We start from the raw sequence: 15,483 nt of genomic DNA, 5'->3' as shown, positions 1-15,483 counted from the left end.
GCGAGGTGCTCACCGCCGATCTCGTCGTGTACGCCACGGGCTACCGGCCCTCGGACCCGTGCCGCCTGCTGCGCGACCTCGCCCGCGTCTGTCACCGCGACGCTGCGGGCCGGCTCGCCGTGCAGCGCGACTACCGCGTCGCGACCGGGCTGGAGCTGACCGCGGGCATCTACGTGCAGGGCGCCACCGAGCACAGCCACGGGCTGGCCTCGACGCTGTTGTCCACCGTCGCCGTGCGCTCCGGTGAGATCGCCGCCTCCATCTCCGCCCGCCGCCCGGCCGCCGCGCTGGCGCAGTCGCCGTCCTGACACCCCGACCCCCCGAGGAGTGAGCACCGTCGTGACCACCAACCCGTTCGACGACGTCAACGGCACCTTCCACGCACTCGTGAACGCCGAGGGCCAGTACTCGCTGTGGCCCACGTTCGCCCCCGTCCCCGACGGCTGGACCGTCGCCCACGGCCCCGCCACCCGGCAGGAGTGCCTGGACCACATCGAGGCGCACTGGCCCGACATGCGCCCCCTCTCCCTGGTGCGACAGATGGAGAACCGTTGACCACCACGGCCGACAGCACGACCCGCACCGGGACCTGGCCCCGGTTGTTCGCCGCGCAGGTGCGGCGTGCGCCGGACGCGGTGGCGGTGGTCTGCGAGGACGAGCGGCTGACCTACCGCGAGCTGGACGCGCGGGCCAACCGGCTGGCGCACGTGCTCACCGCCCGCGGCGCGGGCCCGGAGCGGGTGGTGGCGCTCGCGCTGCCCCGCGGGGTCGACCTGATCGTCGCGCAGGTGGCGGTGCTGAAGTCCGGCTCGGCGTACCTGCCGCTGGATACCGACCACCCGCCGGCGCGGCTGGAGTGGATGCTCGCCGACGCCGCACCCGTCGCCGTGCTGACGACGGCCGAGCTCGCCGCGGACCTCCCCGCCGGGGACGTCCCGCTGCTGCTGATCGACGACCCGGCCGTCGCGACGGCCGCGGGGAGCGACCCGGCGCCGGAGCTGGACGTCCGCAACGCGGCCTATGTGATCTACACGTCGGGCTCGACGGGCCGGCCCAAGGGTGTGGTGGTGTCGCACACCGGGGTGGCCAAGCTCGTCGCCACGCAGGTGGAGCGGTTCGGGATCGGCCCGCACAGCCGGGTGCTGCAGTTCGCCTCGCCCGCGTTCGACGTGGCGTTCTGGGACCTGTGCCTCGGGCTGCTCTCAGGCGGGCGGCTGGTGGTGGTGCCCGCCGAGCGCCGCGTGCCGGGGCCTGAGCTCACCGAGTACGCCCACCGGCACGGCGTCACGTTCATGATCCTCCCACCCGCACTGCTGGCTGCGATGCCCGCGGACCTGACGCTGCCGCCCGCGACACTGCTCGCGGGCACCGAGCGCGTCTCTCCCGAGCTGGTGGCGCGCTGGGCGCCGGGGCGGCGGATGTTCAACGCCTACGGCCCGACCGAGGCCACCGTGAACTCGACGCTGGGGGAGTGCGATCCCGCCCGCCCCGGGCCGACCGTCCCCATCGGCGTCGCCGACCCGATGACGACGGTGCACGTGCTCGACGAGTGGCTGCGGCCGGTGCCCGACGGGGTGGACGGCGAGCTGTACCTCGGCGGCCCCGGCCTCGCCCGCGGCTACCTTGGCCGGCCGGGGCTCACCGCCGAGCGGTTCGTGGCGAACCCATGGACGCCCGGGGAGCGGATGTACCGCACCGGCGACCTCGTGCGGCGCGGCCCGGACGGGATGCTGGACTTCCGCGGCCGCACCGACGACCAGGTGAAGATCCGCGGGTACCGGGTGGAGCCCGGCGAGGTGGAGTCGGCCCTGCTCGCGCACGACGCGGTGGGGCAGGCCACCGTCGCCGCCCGCGACGGGCGGCTCGTGGGCTACGTCGTGCCGGCCCGTGACGCGCAGCACCAGGTGGGGCACTGGAAGGAGCTGCACGAGCTGCTCTACTACGCCGAGCGCGACGACCCGTTCGCCGGGTGGAACTCCACCTACGACGGCACCGAGATCCCGCGGGAGGACATGCGCGCCTGGCGGGACGCGACGGTGGCGCGGATCCGCCAGCTGCGGCCGCGGCGGGTGCTGGAGATCGGCGTGGGCAGCGGGTTGCTGCTCACCGAGCTCGCCCCGGACTGCGAGCACTACCACGGGATCGACGTGTCCGAGGAGGCCGTGGCCGCGCTGCGCAGGCGGCTGCCCGCGGAGTGGGCGCAGCGGGTGCGGCTGGACGCACTTCCGGCGCACCGGGTCGGCGAGCTTCCCGGTGGGTTCGACACCGTCGTGATCAACTCCGTGATCCAGTACTTCCCGTCGGCGGACTATCTGGGTGACGTCCTGCGCGCCGCCGCCGGGCTGCTCGCGCCGGGCGGCACGGTGTTCGGCGGCGACGTCCGCAACCTGCGGCTGCTGCGCACGCTGCGCGCCGCCGTCGCGCTGCAGCGGGCGGCGCCGGGGACCGATCCCGCCGCGCTGCGGGCGACCGTCGACGCCGCCGTCGCCGCGGAGCCGGAGCTGCTCTGCGATCCCGACTTCTTCGCCCGGGTGCCCGGATTCGCCGCCGTGGACCTGATGCTCAAGCAGGCCGTGGCGCACGACGAGCTCAGCCGGTATCGCTACGACGTTGTGCTGCGGACCACCCCGGTGCCGGCCCCGGTCGTGCCGGACCGCTCGTGGGAGTCGCTGACCGCCGTGGTCGAGGGCCTGCAGTCCGCGTGGCCGGACCGGCTGCGGGTCACCGGCGTGCCCAACGCGCGGCTCGCCCCCGACCTGGCGGCGCGGTGCGCGATCGACGGGACGGCCGCGCCCGTCGAGCCCGCCGCCGACCCGGAGGACGTCCGCGCGCTCGGGGCGAACCTCGGTTACGACGTGGCGATCACGTGGACCGCGGGCGCCGACGACGGGCGGTTCGACGCGCTGTTCACCGCGCGCGGTGTCGAGCCCGGACGGGCCTACCGTCCGGCCGCGACGTCCGGCGCCCTCACGAACGTCCCCGCCGGCCGCCGCGACCCGGCGGCGCTCGTCGCCGACCTGCGTACGCACCTGCGGGCGCGGCTGCCGGAGTACCTGGTGCCGTCCGCGATCGTGGTGCTGGACGCGCTGCCCGTGCTGCCCAGCGGCAAGCTCGACCGCGCCGCCCTGCCCGACCCGGACCTCGCCGCCCAGGTCACCGGGCACCGGCCGCGCACGCCACGCGAGGAGCTGCTGTGCGCGCTGTTCGCCGAGGTACTCGGCTTGTCCGAAATCGCGGCCAAAATCGGCAGGGACGACGACTTCTTCGCCCTCGGCGGCGACAGCATCGTCTCCATCCGGCTCGTCGTGCGGGCCCGGGCCGCCGGGCTGGCGATCACGCCGCGGCAGGTCTTCACCCACCGCACGGTGGCCGCGCTCGCGCCCGTGGTGGAGGTGCACGCCGACGCCGAGCGGAGCGACGAGCCCCTCGTCGCGCTCACCGCCGCCGACCGGGCGGCGCTGGCACCGATCGGCGAGCTCGCCGACGTGTGGCCGCTCTCGCCGCTGCAGGAGGGCTTCTTCTTCCACTCCGCCGTCGCCGAGCCGGGGCGGGACGTCTACCTGCTGCAGGAGGTGCTCGAGCTCGACGGCGTGGTGGACGCCGCCGCGCTGCGCCGGGCCGCGCAGGACCTGCTCGACCGGCACCCGCAGCTGCGCGCCGGGTTCGTCGCGCTCCCCGACGGGCGGCTCGTGCAGGGCGTCGCCGCGCGCGCGGAGCTGCCGTGGGCCGAGGTGGACCTGCGGGAGGCGCCCGCCGCCGAGCGGGCGGACCGGCTCGCCGCGCTGCTGGCCGCCGACCGCGCCGCCGGGTTCGACCTGGCCCGGCCGCCGCTGCTGCGCGCCACCCTGGTGCGCCTGGACGACCGGCAGGCCCGGCTCGTGCTGACGTTCCAGCACATCGTGCTCGACGGCTGGTCGGTCGCGGTGCTGCTGCGCGAGCTGCTGGCGGGCGAACGCTCGGCGAGCGGCGGGCTCGACGTGCACCGCGACTGGTTCCGCTGGCTCGCCGGGCGCGACTCGGACGCCGCACGGGAGGCGTGGCGCGCCGCGCTGGCAGGGCTCGACGAGCCGACGCTGCTGCTCGCGGCGCTGCCGGGAGCCGCGGACGCGGTGCCCGCCCCGATGCACCACCAGGTGCGGACCACCGTCGACGAGGAGCGGACCGCGGCGCTCACCGCGGCGGCCCGCGCCCACGGGCTCACGCTCGGCACGCTGCTGCACGGGGCCTGGGGGCTGCTGCTGGGCCGGCTCTCCGGGCGGCGGGACGTCGTGTTCGGCAGCACCGTCTCGGGCCGGGAGGCCGCGGTGGCAGGCATCGAGTCGGCGGTCGGGCTGTTCATCAACACCGTCCCGGCGCGGATGCGGTGGCAACCGGACGAGACGCTGGCCGCAGCGCTGCGGCGGTTGCAGGACGAGCGCACCGCGCTGCTGGACCACCAGCACCTCGGGCTCGGGGACGTGCAGCGCGCGGCCGGGCAGGCCGAGCTGTTCGACACGCTGCTCGTCGTCGAGAACTACCCCGGCACCGACGTTCCCGTGCAGGTGCACGACGCCGTCCACTATCCAGTGGCGCTGATCGCGGCGGTCGGGCCGACGCTGGAGGTGACCCTCAAGCACGACCCCGCCCGGGTGCCCGCCGCCGTCGCCGCCGACCTCGCGGCGCGGCTCGATGACCTGCTGGCCGCGCTGACCGACCTGTCCGCCACCACGGCGGCGCTGCCGCTGTGCTCGGAACCCGAGCTGCGGGCGGTCGAGGCCGGGAACGCGACCGAGCACCCGGTGCCGTCGGCGACGCTCGTCGACCTCATCGCCGCGCAGGTCGCCCGCACCCCCGATGCCGCCGCCGTGATCGCCGAGGACGTCACCCTGACCTATGCCGAGCTCGACGCGCGAGCCCAGGCGCTGGCCGGGCGGCTCGCGGCTCGCGGCGTCGGTCCCGAGAGCGTGGTCGGCGTGGCCGTGCCACGGTCGGCGGAGCTGCTGGTGGCACTGCTCGGCGTGCTGCACGCCGGAGCCGCATACCTGCCGGTCGACCTCGACCACCCCGCGGAGCGGCGGGCGTTCGTGCTCGCCGACGCGGGCGTCGACACGGTCGTGACGGTGCCCGGTACCGGCATGGACGGGCTGCTGGTGGACGGCAGCGGCCCGACCGCGGACCCGCGCCCGGCCGGGCAAGGGAACGCCGCCTACCTGATCCACACCTCCGGCTCCACCGGCCGGCCCAAGGGCGTGGTCGTCACGCATGCGGCGATCGTCAACCGGCTGGCGTGGATGCAGGACACCTACCCGCTCGACGCGACCGACCGGGTGCTGCAGAAGACCCCGGCGAGCTTCGACGTGTCGGTGTGGGAGTTCTTCTGGGCGCTCACCGCGGGCGCGGCTGTCGTGATGGCCCGCCCCGGCGGGCACCGCGACCCCGGCTACCTGGCCGCCGCCGTGGCCGAGCACGGCGTCACCACGCTGCACTTCGTGCCGTCGATGCTGTCGGCGTTCCTCGCATCAGGGGACGTGACGGACGATCCGGCGTGGGCGGCGTCGCTGCGGCGGGTGTTCGCCAGCGGCGAGGCGCTGTCCGCCGCGGCCGCCGCCGGCTGGCACGCGCTCACCGGTGTGCCCCTGCACAACCTCTACGGGCCCACCGAGGCCGCCGTCGACGTCACCTACCAGCAGTACGCCGAGCCGGTCGACGGAGCGAGCGTGCCGATCGGACGCCCGGTCTGGAACACCCGGGTGCACGTGCTCGACCCGGACCTGCGCCCGGTGCCCGACGGGATCCCCGGCGAGCTCTACCTGGCCGGCGCGCAGCTGGCCCGCGGCTACCACGGGCGCGCCGCGCTCACCGCCGAGCGGTTCGTGGCGAACCCCTGGGCACCCGCGGAGCGCATGTACCGCACCGGCGACGTCGTGCGACGCGGCGCGAGCGGCGCGCTCACGTACCTGGGCCGTACCGACTTCCAGGTGAAGATCCGGGGCACCCGGATCGAGCTCGGCGAGATCGAGGCGGCGCTGACCGCCCGCGCCGATGTCGCCCGGGCGGTGGTGATCGCGCGGGACGGGGCGACGCTCGTCGCCTACGTCGTGCCCGCCGCGGGCGGCACGGATCCGGAGACCCTGCGCAGCGCGCTCGCGGCCGAGCTGCCCGCGCCGATGGTGCCGTCCGCGTTCGTACTGCTCGCCGACCTGCCGGTGACGAGCAGCGGCAAGCTGGACCGCGCCGCCCTGCCGGCGCCTGACCTCGCCCCGGCGAGCGACCGCGCACCCGCGTCGCCGCGCGAGGAGCTGCTCTGCGCGGTGTTGGCCGAGGTGCTGGGCCGGCAGAGCTGCGGGCCGGACGACGACTTCTTCGCCCTCGGCGGCGACAGCATCTCCTCGATCGCGGTGGCGAGCCGGGCTCGCCGCGCGGGGCTGGACGTCGGGCCGCAGGACGTGTTCACCCTGCGGACGCCCGCCGCGCTCGCGGCCGCGGCCGGATCCGTCGCCGCCGAGACGGCCCCACGGGGCCCGCTGCTCACGCTGAGCGATGCCGAGCGTGCGCAGGTCGAGCGGGTGAGCCCGGTGCCGGTGGAGCAGGTGTGGCCGCTGTCGCCGTTGCAGGACGGGCTGTTCTTCCACGCCAACTTCGACAGCGTCGAGTCAGACGCCTATACCGTCCAGGAGGCCATCGACCTCGACCACCGGCTCGACGCCGATCGACTGCGCGCCGCCTGCGCGCAGCTGCTCGCCCGCAACGACGGGATCCGCGCCGGGTTCACCGACGCGGGCCTGCCCGGCCCGGTGCAGTTCGTGGCCGCCGAACTGGAGCCGCCGGTCACCGAGATCGACCTGTCGCACCTGCCCGGCGACGAGCGCACCGCGCGGCTCGCGGAGGTGATGGCGGCCGACCGGGCGCAGCGGTTCGACCTGGCGCGACCGCCGCTCTTCCGGTTGCTGCTGATCCGCCTCGGCGACACCGAACGGCTCGTGCTCAACCGGCACCTGCTGCTGTGGGACGGCTGGTCGGCCTGGCTGGTGATCGAGCAGCTGCTCGCGCTCTACGCGGGCGAGGAGCCCGGCCCGGCCGGCTCCTACCGGGACTTCCTGGCCTGGCTCGCCGGCACCGACCAGGCCGCCTCCGCCGCCGCCTGGCGGGAGGCCCTCGCCGGCCTCGACGAGCCCACGCTCGTCCATGCCGCGGCGACCCCGCCCGTGGCGCCGCCGCAGAACCTCGACGCCGAGCTGTCCGCCGTGACCGCCGCCCGGCTGCGCGCGCTCACCCGCGAGCACGGTCTCACCGCGCACACCGTGCTCAGTGCCGCCTGGGGGCTCACCCTGGCCGCTGCCACCGGGCGCTCCGACGTCGTGTTCGGCACCGCGGTGGCGGGCCGCCCGGCGGCGGTCCCGGACGTCGAGCGCACGGTCGGGCTGTTCCTCAACACCGTGCCGGCCCGCATGGCGTTCTCGCCCTACGAGACGGTGGTCGACCTGCTGCGGCGGGTGCAGCGCGAGCGCACGGCGCTGGTGGCGCACGAGTCGGTGAGCCTCGGGGTCGTGCAGCGCGAGTCCGGGCATCGACGGCTGTTCGACACGCTGTTCGTCCTGCGCCCGGCGGGCGACGAGCGGCGCGCCGCCGAGCTGCGCGACCGCTACGGCGTGACAGAACTGTCCAACGTGGACGCCACGCATTACCCGCTGAACCTGGTCGTCACGCCGGGTGAGCGGGTCCGGGTGACGCTCTCACACCGCCCGGACGCCGTCGCACCCGAGGCCGCGCGGCAGCACCTGGCCCGGTTCACCGCGCTCGTCGACGCGTTGCTCGCCGACCTGGACGCGCCGGCCGGGCGGCTCGCCGCCCCGGATCCCGCGCCGCTGCCCGTGCTCGAGGAGGTGCCCGGCGACACGATCGCCGACCTGCTCGCCACCCAGGCGGCCCGCACTCCCGACGCCGTGGCGCTCGTCGCCGGCGACGAGCGGCTCACCTACGCCGAGCTGGACGCCGCGGTCAACCGGACCGCGCGGTTGCTGATCGCCCGGGGCGCCGGGCCGGAGCGCGTGGTGGCGCTGGCGCTGCCGCGGTCACCGGAGATGGTGGTGGCGCTGTTCGCGGTGCTGCGCACCGGCGCCGCCTACCTGCCCCTGGAGCTGGACCACCCGGTTCCGCGGTTGCTCGGCGTGCTCGCCGACGCCACCCCGAGCTGCCTGCTCACCACCGGCCGCGCGCCCGCCGCCCTGCGCGACGCGGGCGTCGGGGTGGGTGGGGGGAGCACCGTGCTGCTCGACGACCCGGACGTGGCCGCCGAGCGGGCCGCGCTGCCCGCCGGGCCGCTCTCGGACGCCGAGCTGGGTGCGTTCGCCCGCTCCCGCCCCGACCGGCTGGAGCACCCGGCGTACGTGATCTACACGTCGGGTTCGACGGGGCGGCCCAAGGGCGTCGTCACGCCGTACCGCGGGCTGACGAACATGCAGCTCAACCACCGGGCGGAGATCTTCGAGCCGGTCGTGGCCGCCGCCGGGCGGCGGCTGCGTATCGCGCACACCGTCTCGTTCGCGTTCGACATGTCCTGGGAGGAGCTGCTCTGGCTCGTTGAGGGCCACGAGGTGCACGTCTGCGACGAGGAGCTGCGCCGCGACGCCGCCGCGCTGGTGGCGTACTGCGCCGCGGAGCGCATCGACGTGGTCAACGTGACCCCGACCTACGCCCACCACCTGTTCGACGAGGGCCTGCTGGCCGGGCCGCACGTCCCGCCGCTGGTGCTGCTCGGCGGGGAGGCCGTGTCCGACGCCGTGTGGGCGCGGCTGCGCGACACCCCAGGCACCTGCGGCTACAACCTCTACGGGCCCACCGAGTACACGATCAACACCCTCGGGGCGGGCACCGCGGACAGCGCCACGCCGACGGTGGGCCGGCCGATCCGGGCCACCCGCGCGCACGTGCTCGACGGGTGGCTGCGGCCGGTGCCCGACGGCGTCGCCGGTGAGCTGTACATCGCCGGCGCCGGCCTCGCCCGGGGTTACCTGGACCGGCCGGGGCTCACCGCGGAGCGGTTCGTGGCCGACCCGTGGTCACCGGGGGAGCGGATGTACCGCACCGGCGACCTGGTGCGCCGCCGCCCGGACGGGATGCTCGACTTCCTCGGCCGGACCGACGACCAGGTCAAGGTTCGCGGCCATCGGGTCGAGCTCGGCGAGGTGGAGGCGGCACTGGACCGGCACGCGCTGGTCGCGCGGTCCGCCGTGCGGGCCGTCGCCGATCCGGCGGCGCCCGGGACGAGCCGGCTCGTCGGCTACGTCGTCCCTGCGGCTGCGGAGGCGACCGGTGCCGAGGACGAGCACGTCGCCGAGTGGGAGCAGGTCTACAGCGACGAGTACCGCGCGATCCCGACGGCGGTGTTCGACGAGGACTTCGCCGGCTGGGACTCCAGCTACGACGGCGCCCCGATCCCGCTCGAGCACATGCGGGAGTGGCGCGCGGCCACCGTCGAGCGGATCCGGGAACTGGCCCCGCGCCGGGTGCTGGAGATCGGCGTCGGCACCGGGCTGCTGCTCGGCCGGCTGGCCCCGGACTGCGCGGCGTACTGGGGCACCGACCTCGCCGCCCCCGTGATCGAGAAGCTGCGGGCCGACCTCGCCCGCGACCCGGACCGGTACGGCCGCGTGACGCTGCGCGCGCAGCCTGCGCATGTCACCGACGGGCTGCCGGTGGGCTTCTTCGACACGGTCGTCGTCAACTCGGTGATCCAGTACTTCCCGGGTGCCGAGTACTTGGCCCGTGTGCTCGACGCGGCGCTCGACCTGGCGGCTCCGGGCGGCGCGGTGTTCGTCGGCGACGTGCGCAACCTCGCCTCGGCGCGCGCGTTCCACACCGCCGTCGCGCTGCACCGCAACCCGGACGCGACGGTGGCCGAGGTGCGGCGCGCGGCCGAGCGGGGCCTGCGGCTGGAGAAGGAGCTGCTGGTCGACCCGGCGTTCTTCGCCGGCGTCGCGGCGGCCCGCCCGCACACGTCCGTCGCGGTCCGCGTCCGCCGCGGGCGCTGCCACGACGAGCTGACCCGGCACCGCTTCGACGTGGTGCTGCAGCGTGGCGGACGGGTCCGTTCGCTCGCCGGCGCGGCCGAGATCGCCTGGGGCGGCGACCTCGACGCGCTCGCCGCGCACCTGCGGGGCGCGCGGGAACCGCTGCGCGTCACCGGGATCGCCGACGCGCGGCGGCACGGCGAGCTCGCCGCCGTCGTCGCCCTGCGCGCCGCCGACCCCGAGGCGCCCGCCGCGCGCATCCGCGATCTCCTCGGCGCGGCCGGCGGCGTCGAACCGGAGGATCTGCACGCGCTCGCGGCCGAGCTGGGGTGGCACGTGGAGGTCGTCCCGGGCGGCCCGGGGACGGTGGACGCGGTGTTCGTGCCGGATCCCGCCCCAGGCGTCCGGCACGTCGACGCGTTCCGCCCCACGCCCGGGACGCCGCACGCCACCCGGCCCACCATGGCCCGCCGCGCCGCGACCCTGGTGACGCGCCTGCGGGCCGATCTCGGCGCGGAGCTGCCCGGCTACATGGTGCCGGCCGCGCTCGTCCCGCTCGACGAGCTGCCGCTCACCGCCAACGGCAAGCTCGACGTCGCCGCGCTGCCCGACGCCGAGCCGGTCGCGCGGCGGACGTCGAGGCCGGCCGCGACCCCGGTCGAGGAGACGCTCCAGGCCCTGTTCGCCGACGTGCTGGGGCTCCCGGAGGTGGGGGTCGAGGACGACTTCTTCGACCTCGGCGGGCACTCGCTGCTCGCCACCCGGCTCGTCAGCCGGGCCCGCACCGCGCTGGGCGCCGAGCTGGCCATCCGGGACCTGTTCGAGGCACCGACGGTGGCCGCGCTCGCCGCGCGCGTCGGCGGCACCACTGGTCCGGTGCGGCCGGTGCTCGGGCCGCGCGAGCGCCCGAAGGGGGTGCCCGCCTCGGCCGCGCAGCAGCGGCTGTGGGCCCTCGACCAGCTCGACGGGGCGTCCGCGGCGTACAACTTCCCGCTGGTCCTGCGCCTGACCGGGCAGCTGGACGTCCCGGCGCTGCGGGCCGCGCTGCACGACGTGGTGGTGCGGCACGAGGCGCTGCGGACGGTGTTCCCGGAGACCGCCGACCGGGTTCCGTACCAGCACGTCGTGCCGGCCGAGCAGGTGGCGATCGCCGTCGAGGAGATCGACACCGATCTCGGCGCGCTGCCGGAGCTGGTGCGCCGCTGTGTGACCCGCCCGTTCGACCTGGCCACCGAGCTGCCGTTGCGGGCCACGGTCGCGCACCTCGGTGCGGGCGAGCACGTGCTGGTGCTGTTGCTGCACCACATCACGACCGACGAGTGGTCGGACCGGCCGTTCCTGGGCGACCTGGCCACCGCCTACGCCGCGCGCCGGGACGGCGCCGAGCCGGGCTGGGCGCCGTTGCCGGTGCAGTACGCCGACTACGCGCTCTGGCACGCCGAGCTGCTCGGCGACCCCGCCGACCCGGACAGCCGGGCCGCCCGCCAGCTCGCGTTCTGGCGGGAGGCGCTGGCCGGCGCCCCCGAGGCGCTCGACCTGCCCACCGACCGCCCCCACCCGGCGGAGCCGACGCTCGAGGGCACCGCGCACCGGTTCGCCCTGGACCCGGCGGCCTGCGCCGGGCTGCGGCGGCTGGGCCGCGACACCGGCGCGAGCACGTTCATGGTGCTGCAGGCCGCCGTCGCGGCGCTGCTGCACCGCGTGGGCGCGGGCACCGACATCCCGCTCGGCGCACCCATCGCCGGCCGCACCGACCAGGCGCTCGACGACCTCGTCGGGTTCTTCGTCAACACGCTCGTGCTGCGCACGGACGTGTCCGGGGACCCCGGCTTCCGGGAGCTGGTGCACCGGGTGCGCGACGCCGATCTCGCCGCGTTCTCGCACGCCGACCTGCCGTTCGAGGCGGTCGTGCGCGCGGTGAACCCGGACCGGTCGGCGGCCCGCAACCCGCTGTTCCAGGTGATGGTCGTGCACCGCGCCTCCGGGACGGCCGAGTTCGCGCTGCCCGGGCTGGAGGTCGGGTTCGCCGACTCCGCCACCGGCGTCGCACGGTTCGACCTGGTCTTCGCGTTCGCCGAGAACGGCGCGGGGGAGGAGGAGGAAGGCGGGATCGGCGGCCTGATCGAGTACCGCACCGAGCTGTTCGACGACGCGACGATCCGGCGGCTCGGGGACCGGCTGAACCGGCTGCTCGCCGCCGTCGTCGCCGACCCGGACGCGCCGCTGTCGCGCGTCGACCTGCTCGACGACGCCGAGCGCCAGGTCCTCGCGGCCGTCAATTCGACGGACCGCGCGGTGCCCGAGCTGACCCTGCCGGAGCTGTTCGCGGCGCAGGTGGCCGCGACGCCCGGGGCGGTGGCGGTGGTCGACGGCGACCGCAGCGTCACCTACGCCGAGCTGGACGCCATGGCCGGGACGATCGCCGGGCGTCTCGCGCAGCACGGCGTGGCGTGCGAGGACGTGGTGGGCGTGGCCGTGCCGCGGTCGGTGGAGATGGTCGCCACCGTGCTGGCCGTCTCGCGCCTCGGCGCGGCGTACCTGCCGCTGGACCTGATCCACCCCGCCGACCGGCTCGCGTACATGGTCACCGACTCCGGCGCGCGGCTCGTGGTGACCACGGTGTCGGAGCGGGAGGCGGTGCCGCCGGACGTGCCGCTGCTCGTGCTCGACGAGGAGCATGGTGCGGCCGAGCCGGTGCCGCCCGCCGCGGTGGGACTGCACGAGGCCGCCTACGTCATCTACACCTCGGGTTCGACGGGGCGCCCGAAGGGCGTGGTGGTGCCGCACGAGGGCATCGCGAGCCTGGTGGCCACGGCCGTCGACCGGATGGGGGTGCAGGCGTCGAGCCGGATGCTGCAGTTCGCGTCCGTCGGGTTCGACGTGGCGGTGTTCGAGCTGGCGATGGCGCTGTGCACCGGGGCGTCGCTGGTGCTGGTGCCCGACGACCTGCGCGTCGCCGACCCGGTGCTCACCGCGTTCCTCGCCGAGCAGGCGATCACGCACATGATCCTGCCGCCGTCGCTGGTCACGGCGCTGCCGCCCGAGTGCGAGCTGCCCGCGGGCGCGGTGGTGCTGGTGGGGACCGAGGCGGTGCCGCCGGACCTGGTGCGCCGCTGGGCCGGGCACCTGCGGCTGTTCGGCGCGTACGGGCTCACCGAGGCGACGGTCAACTCGACGCTGTGGCCGGCCCGGCCCGACCACGAGGGCCCGGTCCCGATCGGCCGGCCGGACCCGAACACCACCACCTACGTGCTCGACGCCGCGCTGCGGCCGGTGCCGCCCGGGGTGGTCGGCGAGCTGTACGTCGGCGGCCGTGGCCTGGCGCGCGGGTATCGGGGCAGGCCGGGGCTCACCGCCCAGCGGTTCGTGGCGTGCCCGTGGGCGATGGGACAACGCATGTACCGCACGGGCGACCGGGTGCGCTGGCGGCGCGAGCCCGACGGCGCGCTGTCGCTGGACTTCCTCGGGCGCGCCGACGACCAGGTGAAGATCCGCGGGATGCGGGTCGAGCCCGGGGAGATCGAGGCGGCGCTCGCCCGCGCCCCCGGTGTGCGGCAGGCGGCCGTCGTGGTGGACCGCGGTGCGGTCGTCCGGCTCGTCGGCTACGCGGTCGGGGACGGGCTCGACCCGGCCGTGCTACGCGCGGAGCTGGCCGGGCAGCTGCCCGAGCACATGGTGCCCGCGGCCGTGGTGGTGCTCGACGGGCCGCTGCCGCTCACCCCGAACGGGAAGCTGGACCGCCGCGCCCTGCCCGCGCCGGCGCTGCCGGCCGGGACCGGGCGGGCGCCCGCCACCCCGGCCGAGGAGCTGCTCTGCCGGCTCTACGCCGAGGTGCTGGGGCTGCCGGCCGTCGGGGTCGACGACGACTTCTTCGCCCTCGGCGGCGACAGCATCGTCTCGATCCAGCTCGTGCGCCGGGCCCGGGCCGAGGGCGTGGTGATCACGCCTCGGGCGGTGTTCCGGCTCCGCACCCCCGCGCGGCTGGCGGCGACGGCGGCGGCGCCCGATCCGGTCGCCGCGCCCGACGAGGGCACCGGAAGATCCGCGGTGCTGCCGATCGTCGACTGGGTGCGCGAGCGGGGCGGGCCCCTGGAGGGCTACAACCAGTCCGTCCTCCTGCAGGTACCCGCCGAGCTGCGCCAGGACGACCTGGTGGCGGCGCTCGACGCGCTGGTGCGCCGGCACGACGCGCTGCGGGCGCGGCTCGTGCGCGACGGTGATGTCTGGTCGCTGGACGTCCCGCGGAACGTGCGCCGCCCCGCCGCGGGGTGGACGGCCCGCGTCGACGTCGCCGGGCTGGACCCCGCGCGGCTGCGGGCGACGATCGCCGCCGAGGCCGTGGCCGCCCGCGCCCGGCTGGACCCGGACGACGGCGTGCTCGTGCAGGCCGTGTGGTTCGACGCCGGGCCGGGTGTGCCGGGCCGGTTGCTGCTGGTCGTGCACCACGTCGTCGTCGACTGGGTGTCGTGGAGTGTCCTGGTGCCCGACCTGGAGGCTGGGTGGCACGCCGTCGCGGCCGGGCGGACCCCGGAGCTCGACCCGCCGGGCACGTCGCTGCGGCGCTGGGCCGAGCTGGTGACGGCGGCGGCCCCGCAGCGGGCCGGCGAGCTGCCGCATTGGACGTCGGTGTTGCGGGCCGGGGCGCCGCTGCCGCTGCGCACCCCGCTCGACGCGGATCGGGACGTCTACGCGACGGCCGAGCACGTCGAGGTCGCGGTCCCGCCGGAGGTCACGGCACCCTTGCTCACCCGGGTGCCGGCCGCGACCGGCGCGGGGGTCACCGACGTGTTCCTGGCGGCGCTCGGGCTCGCTGTGGCGCAGTGGCGCCGCGAGCGGGGGCACCCCGGCCGCGGGGTGGTCGTCGCGCTGGAGGGGCACGGCCGGGAGGAGGAGCTGGCGCCGGGCGTGGACCTCTCCCGCACGGTGGGCTGGTTCACCAGCCTGTTCCCCGTGCTCGTGGACCCGGGCCCGAACGCGGACGGGCGCGGCGCGATCGCGCAGATGCGCGACCACATGCGCGCCGTGCCGGGCCGGGGCATCGGGTTCGGGATGCTGCGTCAGCTCGACCCCGCGAGCCGCCCGGAGCTGGTGGCCGCGGGGATGCCGGAGATCGAGTTCAACTACCTCGGCCGGTTCGCCCGGTCCGAGGGCGTGGACTGGGCCGCGGCGGCGGAGGATGACGTCGTCGACATCGCCGTCGACCCACGGATGCCCCACACGTTCGGGCTCTCGATCGTGGCGCGCACCGAGGACCGCCCGGACGGGCCGCACCTGGTCGCGGCCTGGACCTGGCCCGCTGCCGTGCTGGACCGGCCCGATGCGGAGGCCCTGGCCGCCGGGTGGGTCCGCGCCCTGCGCGACCTGGCGCTGATCGGCTGATCGACGCCAGGTGGCAGTTCTCGCATCGTCGACCGCGCGGATCCGCATCTCGCGGCAATCACCGAAGGGGTGATCGCTGCGAGGTTGCGGTTTCCGCGCTGGGGACAGCAGAACC

The 15,483-nt window shown here is 76.2% G+C and carries 2 protein-coding genes and 1 pseudogene; all 3 read left to right on the top strand.

Annotation, left to right across the window (positions count from 1 at the left end; all coding sequences use genetic code 11):
• Nucleotides 1-308, top strand: a pseudogene (locus tag KME75_RS21550) (L-lysine 6-monooxygenase); the annotation flags it as partial.
• A 31-nt stretch (nt 309-339) separates the two neighbouring features.
• Entirely contained in the window at nt 340-555 is a 216-nt protein-coding gene (locus KME75_RS21545; protein WP_219416678.1) for an MbtH family protein, read from the top strand.
• Nucleotides 552-15,368, top strand: a complete 14,817-nt coding sequence (locus KME75_RS43435; RefSeq protein WP_246632551.1) for a non-ribosomal peptide synthetase — start codon at nt 552-554, stop codon at nt 15,366-15,368. The genes KME75_RS21545 and KME75_RS43435 overlap by 4 nt, the downstream gene beginning before the upstream one ends.
• The last annotated feature ends 115 nt before the right edge of the window (nt 15,369-15,483 follow it).

The organism is Pseudonocardia nigra (genome assembly GCF_019396355.1).
In the GTDB taxonomy this organism is placed as follows: Bacteria; Actinomycetota; Actinomycetes; order Mycobacteriales; family Pseudonocardiaceae; genus Pseudonocardia; species Pseudonocardia nigra.
This window is presented reverse-complemented; position numbering and strand designations above follow the sequence as displayed.